Below are 17,561 nucleotides of genomic sequence, written 5' to 3' on the forward strand. Positions count from 1 at the left end.
TTATGTACGGTTGGATTTTCCGCCATTTGCCCGGGCCGCTCTGGGTGCGGATCATTGTATCCATCCTGTTGATTGCCGGGGCAGTCCTGCTGCTTTTGCAGTTTGTCTTCCCCTGGCTTTCGCAATTCAACCCGCTCACCGATTCCACGATTGGCACGATCGAATAATCATGACCACCACTCCCCGCATCCTGGTTGTCGATAACTACGACAGCTTTGTCTACACCCTCGTGGGCTACCTGCAGCAGCTTGGAGCCGAGACGACCGTTGTCAGGAACGACGACGTGACACTTGCCGAAGCAATCGAGCTGGCCGGAGCGCGGGACGGCGTGCTGGTCTCCCCCGGGCCCGGAAACCCCGCCGAGGCGGGTGTGTGCGTGGATCTGATCCGCTGGTGCGGCGAGAACAGCAAGCCGATGCTCGGCGTCTGCTTGGGCCATCAGGCGCTGGCCGAGGCCTATGGCGGCGTAGTGACCCATGCAGCGGAGCTGATGCACGGCAAGACGTCCCAGGTGCTGCACCGCGGCCAGAATGTCTTTGCGGGCGTCCCCAGCCCCTTCACCGCCACGCGCTACCACTCCCTGGCGGCAGTCCGGGAAACCATTCCCGCGCAGCTGGAGATCACCGCCGAAACCGATGGCGGGGTCATCATGGGCCTGGCGCACCGCGAAGCCCCGCTGTGGGGCGTGCAGTTCCACCCCGAGTCCGTGCTGACCGAAGGCGGCTACCTCATGCTGGGCAACTGGCTGGAATCGCTGGGCATGGAAGGCGCAGCGGAGCGCGCGGCGACCCTGAGCCCGCTGATCACCAAGTAGCCGCAGCCCGGATAGCCTCTAGACCTACGTAGCTTCGGCCTAGAGGAACGGGATGTCTGAGTCGTCGTAGGCGCGGCTGTTACTGTCGTCGCGACCGTCGTTGCCGCTGTCGTCCCGGCCGCCGTCGTTATTTCCCCGGCCGCGGTCATCGCCGTTATTGTTCCCGTTATTCTCATCCGAATCCGTCGGCGGATCCGTGGGCTCCGGTTCCGTCGGTTCCGGGGACGGCTCCGGCGGCGCGACGGCAACAGTAATGACGATTTCCGTGCCCTGCGCAACATTGCTGCCGGCATTGTGGCTCTGCGCGGTCACCGTGCCGGGCTCGACAACCTCGTTTTCCACCTGCTCAACCCGGTAAGGCAATGCGACGGCGGGGTCGTCCTGGAGCAGGCTGATGGCCTCCTCCTCCGTCTTGCCGAGGAGCGCCGGGACGGTTACCAGGCCATTTGAAATGACCAGGTCGACGGTGGAGTCAGTGCGGACCTTCTCACCGGCCTTGGGGTCCGTAGCGATGACATTCCCGCTCGGAACTACGGCGCTGTTGGCCGAGACGTTCTCCCCCGGGACCAGACCGAGCTGGCGAAGCTTGTCCCGGACTTCGCCCTCTGTGCGGCCGCTGAAGTCCTCCGGAATTGTGACGAACTCCTTGCCCTCCGACACGTAGATGATGACTTCGCTGTCAGGCAGGGCTGCTGTGCCGCCCTCGGGGTCGGTGCTGATGACTTCGCCTTCGGCTACTTCATCGCTGAACCTGGACTCGATCTGCGGCACCAGGCCATGGTTGAAAATGGTGTTGGAGGCCTCCGTCTGTTCCATACCGGCCACCTGAGGTACGGCGACCATGTCGGGTTGGGCGTTGCGCAGGTAGTTGAAGAGGTAAAAACCACCGCCGACCAGCAGGAGTATCAGCGCGATCACCAGCACCGTGGTCCACGCGCGTCGTCGGGTACGGCGGCGTGTATCGACTTCTTCGGATTCGTTGCCGACCTGCAGTGCCATCGGGATGGCGGCCGTGTGGGGCGATGCGTTGATGGCGCCGGTCTGGTCCAGTCCATCGGTGTCGTACTGCTCGTCGGGAGATTCCCCGGCTTCGGGCGTGCTGGGGCCGTTACTGCCCGGTGTTCCTACCGGAACGGGGAACGGAGCCGCTGTGAAGGCAGCAGTCGGAGCGTTCTGTGCGGGCATCGCTTCGGTCCGGGCCTCGTCGGCACCGACCACGATGCCTTCTTGGGCGCCTTGAAGGGCCGCACTGAAGGAGGCTGCGTCCTGGAAACGGTCTGTTTTGTCTTTCTGCAGTGCGCGCGCCAACACGGAATCCAAGGCGGGCGTGACGTTCCGGTTGAAGCTGCTGGGCGGTTCCGGCAGTTCTCTGACATGTTGGTAGGCCACGGAAACCGGGCTGTCGCCGATGAACGGAGGGCGGCTGGCCAGCATTTCATACAACAGGCAGGCCGCAGAGTACAGGTCGCTCCGTGCGTCCACCGTTTCACCGCGTGCCTGCTCCGGAGAAAGGTACTGCGCGGTACCGAGGACGGCCTGGGTCTGGGTCATCGTCGCGGCGGAATCCGCCAGGGCGCGCGCGATGCCGAAGTCCATGACCTTCACCTGGTCGTCCGGGGTCACCATGACGTTGGCGGGTTTGATATCCCGGTGCACTATGCCGGAGCGGTGGCTGTACTGCAGAGCTGCCAGCACGCCCAGGGCGTACTCGACCGACTTTTCGATGGTCAGTTCGCCCGACCGGATCAGGTCGCGAAGGGTGCGGCCGCGCACGTACTCCATGACAATAAAGGGTGCTTTGACATCATGGGCGGCTGAACCGGGGAGCTCCTGCTCGCCCGTGTCGTACACCGCGACGATGGCCGGGTGGTTCAGCCCGGCGACAGTCTGCGCTTCCCGGCGGAAACGGGACTGGAAGGAGGGGTCACGGGCCAGGTCGGCACGCAACTGCTTGATCGCCACGGTGCGTCCCAGACGGACGTCACGACCGAGGTGGACATCGGCCATGCCTCCACGGCCAATGAGTTCACCTACCTCGTAACGTCCGTTCAGGACCTGGGGCGCTTCCACTGAGTACTTACCTTCCATGTTCCAGTCCGCAACTGTTCACAACGCTTATCCCTCCGCGTCCGGGACGGTTGTCGGCAGGGTGAGCGTTTCTTCCGGCTCCTGGGTCTCTTCGGGACCGGAAGAGACGATGTAGGTGACGGTGGAGCCTTCCGGGACGGCAGTGCCCGGCGCCGGATCCATGCTGATCACGGTGCCGGCGGGGGCGTCGTTCGGCTCCTCGCCCCCGTTCTGCGGATTCAAGCCGAGCTGCAGCAGGGACTCGCGCACCTGCTGCTCCGACTGGCCGGAGAGCCCGCCCGGGATATCGACGGTGCCGGGGCCCTCGGAATAACTCACCGTGATGGTCGCGCCCGGTTCCACCGAGCCGGACGGACTGATGTCGGTCACCAGGCCCTCCTCGACGTCGCTTTGCACCGGATCACCGACGACGCCGAAACCGTCGTTCTCGAGCTGCGTACGGACTTCTTCGAAGGGGCGGCCCTGGAAACTCGACGCTACGAGCTGGACGGTATCCGGCGTCGAGGGTTCCCGCGTGGTGGTGGGTGCGTCCTGGGTCTGGGCGGGTGTGGTCTCGGTGGCTTCCGTAGTGGTGGCCGTAGCCGACCTGCTGGTTGTCGACGACGTCGCGGCCGGAGGCGGTGTGGACTCATCATCCGTTGCGGTGAGCAGGGGGACCAGCCAGGCGCCGAGGACTGCGAAGAGGATCAGCGCGATCAGTCCGATCAGCGGCCAGGTCCACGGACTGCGTCTTTTGCGAGGGTTCTGCGGCGGCACCTCGCCGTCGTCGTCAATATCAGTTTCGGTCCAAGCACGCTCGGCGCCCACCCCGCCGGCCGCGGCAGCACCTGCAGCAGCGCCAGCGGCAGCACCGCCGACGGCAGGAAGCTGCGAGGTGCCGGCGTCAACGGTCCGCGTGGGAGCCGTCCCTGCGGACGGGACCGGGGCGGTAACCGCGCTGGTAGCCGCGTCGCCGCCGTCGAAAAGGAGCATGCCCGGAACGGCGGCTTCGGCCGCGCGGATATTGCCGGCGCGGATGGCCTCGGCAGCCTCGGCAAGCTTCTCGGCCGTGGCGGGACGGTCGGCGGGATCCTTGGCCAGCATGGACATCAGCAGCGCGCGGATCGGGCGCGGCAGGTTTTCCTGCAGCGGCGGCGGCGTGTCATTGACCTGTGCCAGGGCAATGGCGATCTGCGACTCCCCGGAGAACGGGCGCGCGCCGGAGAGGCATTCGTAGCCGATCACGCCGAGCGAGTAGATGTCGCTCTGGCCTGTGGCGGTCTGGCCGGTGGCCTGCTCCGGAGCAAGATACTGGGCCGTACCCATGACCTGGCCGGTAGCGGTCAGCGGAACCTGGTCGGCGAGGCGGGCGATGCCGAAGTCCGTGATCTTGACCCGGCGGTCCGGCGTGATCAGCAGGTTTCCGGGCTTGATGTCGCGGTGCACCAGTCCCTGGGCATGTGCGACGGCGAGGGCACGCGCGGTCTGCGCGATCAGCGACAGGGTACGGTCCGGCGAGAGCACGCGTTCGCGCTCGATGATCGTGGACAGCGGCTGGCCGGGAACCAGCTCCATGACCAGATACGCGGAGCCTTCCTCTTCGCCGTAATCGAAGACATTGGCGATGCCCACGTGGTTCAGCAGTGCTGTGTGGCGTGCTTCGGCCCGGAAGCGGTTCAGGAAGCCCGGGTCACCGGTGTACTCCTCTTTGAGGATTTTGACGGCGACAATGCGGCCCAGGACCTTGTCCTGTGCCTTCCAGACTTCACCCATGCCGCCAATGGCGATACGTTCGGTGAGCTGGTATCTGCCGCCTAAGGTGATACCCGATGTAGGCCTCACTTATTTAACACCGCCTCTAGGAGTTTCTGAGCGTTCGGACTAGTCAGTTGGGAGCCGGTGGCCAGGTCCACATCTTCAATGACGATGCTGACCACGGCCTCCGGGTCATCGGCGGGAGCGAACCCGGTGAACCAGGAGTTATTGCCCTCGCTGCCGGCCATCAGCTCTGCGGTTCCGGTTTTCCCGGCAACCTCGACGCCGGGAATGGCAGCTCCGTTGGCAATACCGCGGTCCACAGCGTTGACCATCCACTGCTGGATGAGCTCCGCATTCTCTGCGGACAGGGAACGTTGCAGTTCTTCGGGTTCCGGGCTGTCAAGCACCCGCAGGTCGGGAGCGCGGACTGTGCGCACAAGATTCGGCTTCATCAGGACGCCGTCATTGGCGATGGCGGCGCTCACCATAGCTACCTGGAGCGGAGTCACGCGGACGTCGTATTGGCCGATCGCGGCCTGGGCCAGCAGATCGTCGCTCATGCCGGTGGGGAACTGGCTGGCGGTAACGGGAATCGGAATCTTGTAGGCTTCGCCGAAGCCGAACTTCCGAGCCTGCTCGGCAATGGCGTCCTCGCCGAGGTCCATGGCGATCTGTGCAAAGGGCGTGTTGCAGGACTGCTCCAGAGCAAAGGAGAAATCAACGGTGGTACGTGCCGCGCAACCGCCGTTGACATAGTTCGGCAGGGAGATGTTGGTTCCGGGCAGGGGCAGCTCGGCCGGGTTGTCCAGCTCGCTGTCCGCGTCGTATTCGCCTGACTCGAGAGCGGCTGCGGTGTCGACCAGCTTGAAGACCGAACCCGGTGCCAGGAGGCTCTGCGTGGCCGGATTGGTGAACGGCGAGAGACCGGCCACTTCCTCCAACTCGGCCATGTTCGAGGTGACTTCCTCGGTGTTATGTCCCGCCAGCAGGTTGGGGTCGAAGCTGGGCTTGGAGGCCATGGCCAGGATGTTTCCCGTATCCGGTTCCATCACCACGATGGACCCCTTCATCCCGTCGGGGATCATGTCGAAGGCCATCTGCTGAAGCTCCGGATCCAGCGTCAGTTCCACCGAAGCACCTTCGACCTGGGACCCCGAGAACAGCTGCAGAATCCGGTCATAGAAGAAGTCGTTGCTGTTGCCCGACAGCTCCTCATTCATGGCTGCTTCCATTTGCGTGGCGCTGTAGACCAGCGAATAGAACCCGGTGATGGGTGCATAGAGTTCGGGCTCGTTGTAAACGCGCTGGTACTCGAACTCGTCGTCGGACGGGACCGACTCCACAATGGGATCTCCGCCGACCAGAATGGCGCCGCGGTTCTTATCGAAGTTCTTGTACAGGGTGCGGCTGTTCCAGTCATTGGCATTAAGATCGTCCGCCTCAAAGAACTGCACCACGGTTAGGGAACCGAAGAGCAACGCGAACATGGCTATCGCGACTACCCACGTATTTCTGATGGCCTGGTTCATGGCTTCTTCACCTCCACGGTGCGGTGCGGATCCTGGTTCTTCGCGGGTTTGCTGCCCAGGGCTTTGATGCGCGCCAGGCCCCGTTGCCGTGGCCGGCCGCTGCTGATCGGACCGGTCATGGCGGGCCGCCGGGCGGCGTCGGAAATCAGCAGCAGCAGCGCGATGATCAGCCAGTTGGCGAGCAGGGAGGAACCGCCGGCAGCCATAAAGGGTGTGGTCAAGCCGGTCAGCGGGATCAAGCGGGTGACGCCGCCGATGACTACAAAGCACTGCAGTGCCAGTGTGAAGGACAGGCCTGTGGCGAGCAGTTTGCCGAAGGAATCGCGGGTGCCGAGGGCGGCGCGGATGCCGCGGCTGACCAGCAACACGTAAAGCATGACAATGGCCGACAAACCGATGAGGCCGAGTTCTTCGCCCATCGCGGCGATAATCATGTCGCTGTTGGCGAAGGTAACGAGGTCCGGCCGTCCCTGGCCAAGTCCGGTGCCGGTCAAGCCGCCGCTGGCCAGACCGAACAGGCCCTGGACAATCTGGTGGCTGCCGCCGATGCGGTTGTAGACCTCCGGGTCAAAAGCGTTGAGCCAGCCGTCGATCCGGGCGGTCACATGCGGGAAGAGCTTGAAGGCGACAAACCCGCCGAATGCGATCATGACCAGGCCGATCAGGATCCAGCTGACCCGGCTGGTGGCAATGTAGATCATCGCCATGAACAGTCCGAAGAAAAGGATGGAGGAACCGAGATCCCGCTGGAAAATCAGGACGCCGATGCTGACTAGCCAGGCAACCACCATGGGGCCCATGTCTTTCCAGCGCGGCAGCTGCAGGGGGCCCAGCTTCTTGCCGGCCAGCAGGATCAGGTCCCGGTTTGTCGATAGATAACCGGCGAAGAATATAGCGAGGGTGATCTTCGCAATTTCACCTGGCTGGAAGGTGGCGAACCCGAGGTTGATCCAGATCCGCGCCCCGTTGAGCTCCATGCCGATGCCGGGCAGGAGGGGAAGCATCAGCAGGACGGCGCTAACTATCAGGGAAATGTACGTGAAGCGGCGCAGGACACGGTGGTCCCGGAGCAGCCAGATCACAGCGATGAGGACAGCAATGGCCATGCCGGTCCACAGCAGCTGGCGGTTCGCGGCTTGGTCTCCGGTTGCGATGTCAATCCGGTGGATCATGGCCAGACCGAGGCCGTTCATGGCGGTCACGACGGGAAGTATTATCGGGTCGGCATATTTCGCGCGGATGCGCAGCACTATATGCACGGCGAAGACTAGGAAGATGAGCGTGGACCCCTGAACGAAGAAATCCGAGTCAAGGGCCTGGTCCTGGTCCAGTCCGACCAGGAAGTTCGCGCCTACGCCGACAGCAAGGGCAAGAATCAGCAGCAGCAACTCAACGTTGCGGCGGGGCTTGGGGACGGTCGTGATGTTACTCAACGGGACCACCTAGGCATTCGGGCGGAATGGTCGGCGTCGGCTGGGGTGTTGGGGTCCCGCCGGCGGCGGAAGCGGTTGGCCTTGCCGTCGACTCTGCTGCCTCCGGCGACGGGGATGCCGCCGGGGACGGCGGCTCAGAGGGCGAGGAGGTAGACCTCTCACCGCCCGGCGAAGGCGTTGGCGTGGGCACGGGATCAGGACAGTTCCGGCGGCTGGTGACCCGCAGGCTTTCCACGATTTCTTCGGCATGTTCCAGATCCCGTGCCGGAATGCTGGAGTTCAGCCGTTGCTGCTGGTACACGGGCAGACTCTCCAGCCGGATGTTGTAAGCGGTGTCCAGATGGGACAACTCGATGGGACCGATGTTCTGCGAGACCCCATTATAGATGGCGACGCGGCCCTCAAACTGGCTAACGAAATACTGGGTCTGGGTCCAGAGGTAGCCGAACCACAGGACGGCCACCAGGAGTATGGACATCACGGCGAGAAAAGCAGGCACGATCCAGCCGCGCCGTACGGGCTCCTCCGGTTCATCGTCAGCCGGGCTTTCGGCCGAAGGGGCCTTGTGGGTGAGCAGAGCGGCAGCGCGGCGTTGCGTGGAGTGCTGGGTAACGATCGGGATCTGGCCGGTCTCCGTGGCAAGGGCAGCGGCACCTACAAGCACGTGCGGCCGGGTGGAGAGTTCGCGGCGGATCAAGTCGGCCCGTACCGCGCCGATGGGATTGCCGGACAGGTCCACGGCGTCCGCCGCGCCATCCGCGACGGACGCAGCTGCGGCGGTGCCGTCGTCGTTATTTTGCCGGCCGGTGGAAGCAGTGGCAGCGGGGACGGCAGCAGCATCATCGATCAAGGCGTCGTCGGGCTCCGGCTGCGTATTCAACCGGACGGCCGCGGCGGCCAGATCCGCTTCGGTAGCCTCCACTACTTCGACCATGACAACGGTGACATTGTCCGGTGCCCCGCCCTCAAGCGTGAGCTCCACGAGTTTGTCCACCGTGTCCTGAAGCGAATCCGAATAGCGGACGGCGTCTTCGATCACGTGGTCCGGCACGACGGCGTCGAGCCCGTCCGAGGACAGCAACCACTTCTCGCCGGCCTCGGCAGGGTGTGAAGCCAGATCCAGTTCCGGGCTGGCATCCACATCGCCCAAGACCCGCATCAGCACATTGCGGTGCGGATGCACCTCCGCCTCTTCGGGACGCAGCCGGCCCTCATCGATCAACCGCTGGACGAAGGTGTGGTCGATGCTGACCTGTTCGAAGGTCCCGTTCTTGAGCCGGTAGGCGCGCGAGTCCCCGATATGCGCGAACTCGAGCCGGTCATCGTGGAGCAGCAGGGCCGTCACCGTGGTGCCCATGCCGGCGAGCTTGGGGCTGGTCTGCACAAGCTCGGAAAGGATGGAGTTGGCGGTCTGGATTTCGTCTGCGAGGACGTTGGCGGGGTCCTCGTGGTCGCTGCGGTCCAGATGGACCAGGTCCAGGACAGTGGAAGCGGAGGCGACATCGCCGCCCGCATGGCCACCCATGCCATCTGCCACAACAGCCAGATGGTGCCCGGCGTAGGCGGAATCATCATTCTTGGAACGGGACTTGCCTACATCCGACCGCGCCGCGTAGCGCAGGATCAATGCCATGGCTATGGCCTCAATTCAATGACCGTCTTACCGATCCGGATGGGTGCGCCGGGTTCAACCGGCAGGGCGCGTGTCAGTTGCGTATCCCCTAAGTAGGTCCCGTTGGTGGAACCCAAATCCTCGATGAACCAGCGGCTGCCCTGAGGGAACAACCTGGCGTGGCGGCCCGACGCATAATCGTCTTCGAGCACGAGTGTTGCTTCCTGCGCTCTGCCCAGCAGGATCGGACTGGCTGCGAGGTCAAGCGTCTTGCCGGCCAGGGGGCCTTCGACGACGATCAGTCTGTGCGCCTGAACGCGCGGCGGTGCGGCGTGCTGCTCGGCCAGATCCGGATTCTTGCGAGCCTGTCGTGCCGTCGGGGCACCGGTCTTGTCCTTTTTGCCGATCATCAGGTCCCTGCGAAGTGCGGAGATGATGCTGATGATCAGGAGCCAGAGCAAGATCAGGAATCCGAAGCGCAGGGCGGTTACTACCAGATCGTCCATCAGGCCCCGCCGCCCCGTGCCGGCAGCAGACGGAAAGTAATGCGGGTACGGCCCATCGTGATCACGGTCCCGTCAGTCAGGTCCTCCTGGCCATGGATGCGTTGGCCGTTGACAAAGCTGCCGTTGGTGGAGCCGAGATCCACGGCAGTGGCGGATCCACCTTCCGTACGGATTTCAAGATGCTTGCGGGAGACCCCCGTGTCGTCGATGAGGATGTCCGCTTCGGATGACCGGCCGAGAACGATGGAGGGTGCGTTCAAAGAATAGCGCTGGCCTTCGATCTCCAGGACGGGCTGAAGTCTGGTGGGTTGGCGGGCAGGCGCCGCCGGCGCGGCCGGTCTGCGTGGCTGGGAGGCCGGCTCAGCACCGGACTTTTCCGCCGAGGAGTCGATTTCAAAATCCCCAGGCTTGAGTTCGTCGTCGTGATTAAAGGAAACGCGTACAGCACCCTGCAGCGTGTACTTCTGGCTGTTCACGTGGTTGATCACCACATCGCACAGTTCTTCCGCCAGGGTGGAGCCCCACTGCTGGGCCATGGCGTAATCCGCACCGCTGAGCCGGATCTCGAATACATTGGGGGCAAGCGTGCGTCCCTGGGCCAGGGTGATGGAGCGGTTGTCGAGTTCGCGGCGCAGGCGGCTCGCGATTTCCACCGGCTGGACCTGGCCTTTTCCGCCCACCGAGAAGGCACCGCGGACCATCTTTTCGATGCCGCGTTCAACGTTATCCAGTAAGCCCACTGGCTGCCTCCTCTCCTTGGTATAGCGGTCCGCGCATGCCACGAGGGCACGCCCGTAGGACGATTATCCACTTCGATACTACTTGTGACTGGTCCAAAAGGCTTTAACGCTAACGTTTCCCCGCCACCGAAAGTTGCCGTGCAGTGGCGAAGGTCACCTTGGGTGCTCATGCTCCATTTTCCGTCTCCGGCAGTGTTCCAGAGCGAGCGGCGGCGTTCAACTCGGCGTGCGCGTTCCGCTGGCCTGCCCGCGCGAAGCCGTTTGTTTCAGGGGATGCAAGGGCCCGCATCCTGTCCCAATGGACTTGGGCGCGCTTCCCAACACCCCCGGTTTTGGTGCACGAATCCGCCGATTGGGAATTTCGGCAGGTTTCAGGCTAGTATTGATCTCGCTGTTCTTGCAGGAAACGATCTGCAAGGAAGTTGCGCGCGAGTGGCGGAACGGCAGACGCGCTGGCTTCAGGTGCCAGTGTCCGAAAGGGCGTGGGGGTTCAAATCCCCCCTCGCGCACGCAGAACTTCAGCCCCGGTCTTTGGACCGGGGCTGAAGTGTTTAAGGCGTGCCCCCGAGACGCTCCCGCACCTTCCCCGCAGCGCGACGGCCGGGGTAGTCTTCACGGCATGCGTATCAAAATGTGCAGCATCCATGTCCAGAACCCCGCCGAAGCGTTCAAGTTCTACACCGAAACGCTTGGCTTCGAGGAACTCATGGCGATGCCGGAACACCAGTTATTCATCGTTAAGTCGCCGGACGAGGGGCAGGGCGCCGGCCTGCTCTTGGAACCGAGCGACAACCCCATTGGCGAGGCCTACATGAGGGGCGTGTACGACGCCGGTATGGCCGCCATTGTTTTCGGCGTTCCCGATGTGCAGGCGGAATATGAGCGGCTCACAGCAAAGGGTGTGAAGTTCACCGGGGAACCGGAGGTGGATCCCAGCGGTGCGATGTCAGCGGTCTTCGATGACAGCTGCGGAAACCTGATCCAGCTCCACCAGGACTGACGGCCGACCGCCGCACTCTCCGTCCGCCGCGGCGCCGAGAGCCGGACGGAGAGTGCGGTACCGGTTACTTGGCTTTCTTGTCTTCGTCCTTCTTGGCTTCGTCCCTGAGACGTAGCTCCTCGGCACGGACCGCGGCGAACGAAGCACGTTCGGCGACCAGCCACTGCGGCGGGTTCTGCAGCAGCTCGGTAATTTCCGCCGTCGTCAGCGGTTCGGTGACCCCGCCGCGGGCGAGACCGCTGATGGACACGTTGAGTTTCCGGGCAACCTCGGGGCGGGGATGCGGACCGTTGCGGCGCAGCTCTTCAAGCCACTGCGGCGGATTGGACTGCAGTTCGCTGAATTCTTCGCGCGACACCGGGTTGTCCTGGAATTCCTGCGGGGCGGCCGGGAGATAAATGCCCAGCTTCTTGGCTGCCGTGGCAGGTTTCATGGACTGGGAGGATTTCGCGCTTGTCATGGCTCAAGCGTAACTGTCTTGGGCTAAGGTGTTGAAGAGCTTGGTGCGGCCCCTCGCTGGGACTGCCTGCGCGGCCGGCGCCGGAACAGACGAAGCGTCGGCCAGGCCGGCCGGAAGGAGTCGCATGGATGCACAAGTACCGCCGTTGCCGGCCTTGCGGATCGCGATTGTGCCCGGCGTGACGCCTGGGAAGTGGGTCCGGCGTTGGGAAGAACGCGTCCCGGACGTCACGCTCAGCGTTTTCGCTTGCGAAGAAGCCGAACAGGCCGCTGTGCTGTGGGATGGCCGGGCGGATCTTAGCTTTGTGCGCCTGCCGGTGGACCGTGAGGGCCTGAGCATCATCCCCTTATATACAGAGCTGCCGGTGGTGGTCGCGCCCAAAGACCACGACATAGAGCTTTACGACGACGACGTGCCGCTGGCCGAGCTGGACGGCCAGAACTTCCTGGATCCGGTGGAAATGGGCGGAGCCAAGACCGGCGTGGAAGTAGTGGCCTCCGGAGCCGGGCTGATGATCCTGCCGATGTCCGTGGCGAGGCTGCATAACCGCAAAGACGTGGTCTATAAACCCCTGTCGGGTGCCCCCGAAACGCAAATCGGGGTGGCATGGATAACCGACAGGACCAACGAAACCATCGAAGAGTTCATCGGGATTGTCCGCGGCCGCACCGCCAACAGCTCCCGGCAGCCGTCCGCCCAACAGGAGGCCGGACAGAAGGACTCCAAAGCCGGACGCAAGCCTGCCGGCGGAAGCGACGGCAAAGCCGGCCAGGCGAAGGGGAGCCAATCAAAAGGAGGCCAAACGGCGGGCAAGGCCAAGAGCGGTTCCGGCAAAAGCGGCTTTGCAAAAGGCAGGCAGCAAAAGGGCGGGCCGGCAAAGGGCGGCAAGCCGCGGGGCAAAGGCCCGCGCAAGGGCGGCCGCTGACCCGCCGGTGCCCGGCGGCAGAGGCAGACCGGCTTCGCCATTAGGGTGGAGCTATGACTTCACCCGAGATCCCCGAACACCTTGACGACGCCGAACTCGCCGCCTGGCTGGTGCGCTCCGCGGGCACACTGGCGGCAGGAATGCGTGCCGCCGTGGTGACGTTCGAGGAAAAGACGAGTATTTCCGACGTCGTCACCGCAGCAGATCATGCGGCCGAGCAGTTGGTGGTGGAGACCCTGCGCCGGGTCCGTCCCGACGACAGTATCCTCGGTGAGGAAGGCTCCAGCCACACGGGCACGTCCGGACGCACCTGGGTCATCGACCCGGTGGACGGGACCTACAACTTCTTTACCGGCGGCACCTACTGGTGTGCTGCCATCGCCCTCAAGAGCGACGACGGCGGCCTGCTCGGTGCCATCTACCACCCAGCCGAGGATGCGCTGTGGATCGGCGGGGACGGTCTGCCGACCACCCGCAACGGCGTTCGGACCGGTGAGGCCATGAGTGCCCCGTTGGACCAAAGCTGCGCTTCCGCGTACCTCCACCACACGTACCTTCGGGATCCTGCCGCGGCCGCGCCTTACATGGCAGCCGTGCTGGGAGCGGCAACGTACCGTACCTGGGGCTCGGCGTCCTGTGAGCTGGCAGCGACTTCGGCCGGTATCTTCGGCGTGTGGTTCCAGCAGGGCCTGCCGGAATGGGATTGGCTCCCGGGCAAAGCCCTGGTGGAAGCGGCAGGCGGGGACACCGCCGTCGTGCATCTTAATGGTTACCGCTGGTATGTAGCCGGTGGAAAAGCGCAGGTGGCGGACGCCGTCGCGCTGTTGCAGAGCCGGGCTTAGCCCGAAAAGATCCGGAAGGGAATGCCCATGGAGAAGACGTACGAAACCATCCAGCTGGAATGCCTCGGCGAACTGGCCACCGTGGTGATCAACCGGCCCGAGGCGCTCAATGCGCTGAGCACGCAGGTGGTGGCCGACCTGACCCAGTTTGTGGCGGACGTCCAGTCGCCCGAAGGCGCGGAAGTGCGCAGCATCCTGATCACCGGGTCGGGGGAGAAGGCGTTCGCGGCGGGAGCCGACATCCGGCAGATGGCTGACATGACCCCGGCCCAGGCCCGCGACTACAGCGCCGGCATGCAGGACCTGACCCGGTCGCTCGAACAACTGGCTATTCCCGTGATGGCATGCGTGAACGGTTTCGCGCTCGGCGGGGGGCTGGAGCTGGCCATGGGGTGTGACTTCATTTACGCCACGGCGAACGCCAAGTTCGGTCAACCCGAAGTGAACCTGGGCCTCATCCCCGGCTTCGGGGCCACGGTGCGCCTGCCGCATCTGGTGGGGCTGGCCCGGGCCAAGGAGCTGATCTACACCGGGCGGACCATCGGGGCCGAGGAGGCCTACCGGATTGGATTGGTGAACGCGGTGTTCGAGAGCAAGGACGATATGCTCGACGCCGCCGCGGCCACCTGCCGCGAGATCGCCGGAAAGTCTCCGGCCGCCGTCGCCAACGCCAAGCGCACTGTGGATGCTGCCGCCGGTCTGCCTACCGCCGAGGGGCTGTTGGTGGAGCGGAAGGCGTTCGGAGCGGCCTTTGCCACCGAGGACGCCCGGATTGGAACCAAGGCCTTCCTGGCCAAGGAGAAGCCCGAATTCACGGGGAAGTAGGCGGATTAAGTTCTGGAGGACGGACGGCGCCTTCGAGGTAAGTTGACACTTCAACTAAATAAGGGTCATACTAGATGCAAATGCATGATCATCGCAGGGAGGCATCCCAGCATCTACGCCTAGGAGGCACCGTTATGGCTTTTGAACTCACTCCCGGAACCTGGAATTTGGACACTTCCCACACCGAGATCGGCTTTGTGGTCCGCCACGCCGGCATCAGCAAGGTCCGCGGCCAGTTCACCGAGGCCGACGCTACGCTGGTGGTCGGTGATTCCCTGGCTACGTCCTCGGTGGAGGCCACGGTCAAGACCGCGTCCTTCGACTCGAATGACGACAACCGCGACGGCCACGTCAAGAGCGCCGACTTCTTCGACGTGGAGCAGTTCCCGCACATGACCTTCAAGGCCAACCAGGTCCAGGGCAGCCCGGAGGAATTCAAGCTGGGCGGCGAACTGACCATCAAGGACACCACCAAGCCGGTGACGTTCGCCGTCGAGTTCGGCGGCATGGCTGTCGATCCGTTCGGTTCCACCCGAGCAGGCTTCTCCGCCAGCACGCAGATTTCCCGCAAGGAATTCGGCATCACCTGGAACGCCGCCCTCGAAGCCGGCGGCGTGCTGGTGGGCGACAAAGTCACCATCACGGTCGACGCCGCCTTCGTGCTGCCGGCCAACTGATCCGAAAGTACCGGCCGGCTGTGCCGGCCCACTGAGCCGAACGCCCGCTCCCATTCCGGGGCGGGCGTTCGTTTTTTGCCGTATACCGGAGCGGATTCTCAGCAGTCTTACTACTTCGTTGCCGGTACTGGTCATGTTATGTACCGTTGGAAATAGGCGGCCACTCTCTGAAGCCCGACGGTTTCAAGTCAGTATCCAACTGGAAGAGGATGATCATGGCAAGTGTCAATGAAACGATCGATCCTGATGATGCTTCGACCGGAACCTCCGGGACTGCCGGGGCCCATGCGGCAACGGGTGCATCCACGGGCGGGACCGGGGAGAAAGACAATAGCTTGGGCAGCCGGGATTACTACGGCGGCACCGGGGCCGGCGGGTTTCCGCCGGGAGGCACCAACAAGGACGACCTGCCTATCGAAGACCCCGCCGCCCGGTCGGACAAGCCGCTCTTGGATGATCCGGCACTCGGCGAGACCTCCAAGGTTCCGCTCCAGGATGTCCCCGGCGGAACTCTGAATGACCCGGACAATGAGCCCGATCCGGACACCGATGAGACGGGGCGGAACGCAGCAGGGCGCTGACCCACCCCGCCGCGGCCACCAAAAAGGACCGCTGGAAGAAGAAGGTTGAATCATGGCCAAGATCGAGCAGACAGTCGAGATCGCCGCCCCGGCAGCCGAAGCCTACCGCGAGTGGGCCAGGTTCGAGGCATTCGGGCTCTTCATGCACGGCGTGGTGCGGGTCATCCGCGAGGATGACGTGACCCACCACTGGACCACCAAGGTCGGTGGAGTCCGGCGGGAGTTCGAGACGAAGATTACCGAGGAGCTACCGGGCCAGCGCATGGCCTGGGAAACCGTGGAAGGGGTGCCGCACCAGGGCTCGGTGGAGTTCCTTGAACTCGATCCCGGCCGCACGCGGATGGTCGTGCGGATCGACTGGCATCCCGGGTCGATGCTGGAAAAGGCCGGGGCCACCCTGGGTTCGGACCACCGCGAAGTGCGCAACGAACTGTGGCGGTTCAAGCAGTATCTGGAGACTGGCGGCGCGGAAACCCACCATCCTGCCTCCGAGCACGGCCTGGGCAGTCGGGACTACTATGGCGGCACCGCCGGCGGCGGGTTCCCGCCGGGGTTCACCGAGCAGCACGATATACCCGTTCAGGACCCTGCCGCAGGCAAGGACCAGCCGGCCGGCGGCAGTCCGGAGACCGGAGAGTCGACGGAGGCAGGATCTAGCGGGCGCTGATTCTTTCCACCGACTCGATGGCCCGCTCCGAGAGCCGCTCCGAGATCGGGGCGCTCTTGGCCGATTCGGCCGCAACAGCCTGGCCTTCCGGGCTGAGCACGTACTTGGCGAAGGTCTTGATCAGTTCGATCTTTTCCGGATCATCGTAGGTTGTGCACCAGACGTGGTAGGACACCAGCAGCAGCGGGTAGGCGCCTTCGGCCGTGGTGGTCCGGTCAAGTTCCAGTGCGAGGTCGTACTCCGGGCGCCCCTCTGCCGGTTCGGCCTCGTCGAGGGCGATGGCCGCGCCCTCGGAGCTGACCGGCACGTAATCGTCGCCGACTTTGAGGTTTACTTTGCCCAACGGGGGCCCGACCGCAGAATCATCTGCGTAGGTCACAGCGCCTTCGGTACGGGCGACCATGCTGACCACGCCGGTATTGCCCTGGGCGTTCTCCGCAACAAATTCCGGAGGGAAGGCGTCGCTGGGTTCGGCCGTCCAGACATCCGGAGCCACGGCATGCAGGTACTCCGTGAAGTTTTCGGTGGTTCCCGAATCATCGCCGCGGCTCACCCGAGTGATGCGCAGGTCAGGCAGCTCCACACCGGGGTTTTGCTCGGCGATGGCAGGATCGCTCCAGTTCGTGATCTCGCCCTTGAAGATCCCCGCTATCGTGGCCGCGTCCATGTTCAGTTCTGTGATGCCGGGTAGGTTGAAGCCGACGGCGATGGGGGAGACGTAGGCGGGGACGTTGAACGCGCCTTCGGGGCCACAAACTTCCTTAGCGCGTTCCATCTCCTCGGCGTCAAGGTAGGCGTCCGATCCGGCAAATTCCACGGCACCGGCCAGGAATGCGGTCCGGCCGGCACCGGAACCATCCGGGGAGTACTGGACCTGCGCCTTAGGATGAAGCAGGTTAAAGCCCGCGCGCCAAGCATCCATCGCCGCGTTCTGGGCGGACGAACCGGAGCCCGAAAGGGTTCCGGTCAGATCGGAACCGTGCTGGGCAGCGGCTTCCTGCTCCGGTCCCAGCGGATAGTCGGAACCGCAGGCCGTCAAGGCCAGCAGGGCAGCAGAGGTCAGGGCCAAGGTGGGGAAAAGTCGGGGAGCCATCCTCTTTAGGGTAACCGGGAACGAATCGTGCA

General features: G+C 64.1%; 18 protein-coding genes and 1 tRNA gene. 10 read left to right on the forward strand and 9 right to left on the reverse strand.

The features are described 5' to 3' along the window. Window positions 1-2 precede the first annotated feature (2 nt). Window positions 3-167: a hypothetical protein gene (locus HGO92_RS03920; RefSeq protein ID WP_169992143.1), complete on the forward strand. Its 165-nt coding sequence runs from the start codon at window positions 3-5 to the stop codon at window positions 165-167. Between the two features lie 2 nt (window positions 168-169). Continuing rightward, a complete protein-coding gene (locus HGO92_RS03925) occupies window positions 170-814 on the forward strand; it encodes an aminodeoxychorismate/anthranilate synthase component II (RefSeq protein ID WP_169992145.1) in 645 nt (214 codons plus the stop codon). 39 nt (window positions 815-853) lie between these two features. On the opposite strand, the gene pknB is transcribed toward HGO92_RS03925, so the two are convergent. From pknB to HGO92_RS03960, 7 genes are read right to left on the reverse strand one after another with little or no spacing between them, the layout of a single operon-like run. Continuing rightward, window positions 854-2,902, reverse strand: a complete 2,049-nt coding sequence (gene pknB, locus HGO92_RS03930; protein ID WP_169992147.1) for a Stk1 family PASTA domain-containing Ser/Thr kinase — start codon at window positions 2,900-2,902, stop codon at window positions 854-856. A gap of 27 nt (window positions 2,903-2,929) precedes the next feature. Beyond that, window positions 2,930-4,723 carry a protein kinase domain-containing protein gene (locus HGO92_RS03935; protein WP_169992149.1) on the reverse strand — a complete coding sequence of 598 codons (1,794 nt, stop codon included), beginning with the start codon at window positions 4,721-4,723 and terminating at the stop codon, window positions 2,930-2,932. Then, window positions 4,720-6,168 (reverse strand): peptidoglycan D,D-transpeptidase FtsI family protein, encoded by a 1,449-nt coding sequence (locus HGO92_RS03940; RefSeq protein WP_169992151.1) that lies wholly within the window; start codon window positions 6,166-6,168, stop codon window positions 4,720-4,722. The genes HGO92_RS03935 and HGO92_RS03940 overlap by 4 nt, the downstream gene beginning before the upstream one ends. Then, a complete protein-coding gene (locus tag HGO92_RS03945; RefSeq protein WP_169992153.1) occupies window positions 6,165-7,601 on the reverse strand; it encodes an FtsW/RodA/SpoVE family cell cycle protein in 1,437 nt (478 codons plus the stop codon). Before HGO92_RS03945 ends, HGO92_RS03940 begins: the two co-directional genes overlap by 4 nt. Then, window positions 7,594-9,234, reverse strand: coding sequence for a PP2C family protein-serine/threonine phosphatase (locus HGO92_RS03950; RefSeq protein ID WP_169992155.1), 1,641 nt, complete (start codon window positions 9,232-9,234; stop codon window positions 7,594-7,596). Before HGO92_RS03950 ends, HGO92_RS03945 begins: the two co-directional genes overlap by 8 nt. A 2-nt stretch (window positions 9,235-9,236) precedes the next feature. Then, the gene (locus HGO92_RS03955) at window positions 9,237-9,719 is read right to left on the reverse strand and encodes an FHA domain-containing protein FhaB/FipA (protein WP_169992157.1); all 483 of its coding nucleotides are present in this window, start codon (window positions 9,717-9,719) and stop codon (window positions 9,237-9,239) included. Then, window positions 9,719-10,459, reverse strand: coding sequence for an FhaA domain-containing protein (locus HGO92_RS03960; RefSeq protein ID WP_169992159.1), 741 nt, complete (start codon window positions 10,457-10,459; stop codon window positions 9,719-9,721). The genes HGO92_RS03955 and HGO92_RS03960 overlap by 1 nt, the downstream gene beginning before the upstream one ends. Before the next feature lie 426 nt (window positions 10,460-10,885). Between HGO92_RS03960 and HGO92_RS03965 the strand changes: the two genes are divergently transcribed. Together HGO92_RS03965 and HGO92_RS03970 are read left to right on the forward strand one after the other, a co-directional pair. After that, window positions 10,886-10,968: transfer RNA gene (locus HGO92_RS03965), tRNA-Leu, on the forward strand. 110 nt (window positions 10,969-11,078) lie between these two features. Beyond that, a complete protein-coding gene (locus tag HGO92_RS03970) occupies window positions 11,079-11,459 on the forward strand; it encodes a VOC family protein (protein WP_169992161.1) in 381 nt (126 codons plus the stop codon). 64 nt (window positions 11,460-11,523) lie between these two features. On the opposite strand, the gene HGO92_RS03975 is transcribed toward HGO92_RS03970, so the two are convergent. After that, window positions 11,524-11,919, reverse strand: coding sequence for a DUF5997 family protein (locus HGO92_RS03975; RefSeq protein ID WP_169992163.1), 396 nt, complete (start codon window positions 11,917-11,919; stop codon window positions 11,524-11,526). Window positions 11,920-12,043: 124 nt separating this feature from the next. Between HGO92_RS03975 and HGO92_RS03980 the strand changes: the two genes are divergently transcribed. From HGO92_RS03980 to HGO92_RS04005, 6 genes are all read left to right on the forward strand, one after another. After that, the gene (locus tag HGO92_RS03980; protein WP_169992164.1) at window positions 12,044-12,844 is read left to right on the forward strand and encodes a LysR family substrate-binding domain-containing protein; all 801 of its coding nucleotides are present in this window, start codon (window positions 12,044-12,046) and stop codon (window positions 12,842-12,844) included. 53 nt (window positions 12,845-12,897) lie between these two features. After that, the gene (locus HGO92_RS03985; RefSeq protein ID WP_169992167.1) at window positions 12,898-13,686 is read left to right on the forward strand and encodes an inositol monophosphatase family protein; all 789 of its coding nucleotides are present in this window, start codon (window positions 12,898-12,900) and stop codon (window positions 13,684-13,686) included. Between the two features lie 27 nt (window positions 13,687-13,713). Beyond that, complete coding sequence (locus HGO92_RS03990) at window positions 13,714-14,511, forward strand: enoyl-CoA hydratase/isomerase family protein (RefSeq protein WP_169992169.1); 798 nt, start codon at window positions 13,714-13,716, stop codon at window positions 14,509-14,511. A gap of 134 nt (window positions 14,512-14,645) precedes the next feature. Beyond that, a complete protein-coding gene (locus HGO92_RS03995; protein ID WP_169992171.1) occupies window positions 14,646-15,188 on the forward strand; it encodes a YceI family protein in 543 nt (180 codons plus the stop codon). Between the two features lie 215 nt (window positions 15,189-15,403). Continuing rightward, a complete protein-coding gene (locus tag HGO92_RS04000) occupies window positions 15,404-15,769 on the forward strand; it encodes a hypothetical protein (RefSeq protein ID WP_169992173.1) in 366 nt (121 codons plus the stop codon). A 52-nt stretch (window positions 15,770-15,821) separates the two neighbouring features. Beyond that, a complete protein-coding gene (locus HGO92_RS04005) occupies window positions 15,822-16,436 on the forward strand; it encodes an SRPBCC family protein (RefSeq protein WP_169992175.1) in 615 nt (204 codons plus the stop codon). Here HGO92_RS04005 and HGO92_RS04010 read toward each other — a convergent pair. Next, on the reverse strand, window positions 16,423-17,529 hold the full coding sequence (locus HGO92_RS04010) for a phosphate ABC transporter substrate-binding protein PstS (RefSeq protein WP_169992177.1): 1,107 nt from the start codon (window positions 17,527-17,529) through the stop codon (window positions 16,423-16,425). The two genes, HGO92_RS04005 and HGO92_RS04010, sit on opposite strands and share 14 nt — an antisense overlap. Between the last annotated feature and the right edge of the window lie 32 nt (window positions 17,530-17,561).

It is taken from the genome of Crystallibacter degradans (genome assembly GCF_012952295.1).
Taxonomy (GTDB): Bacteria; Actinomycetota; Actinomycetes; order Actinomycetales; family Micrococcaceae; genus Crystallibacter; species Crystallibacter degradans.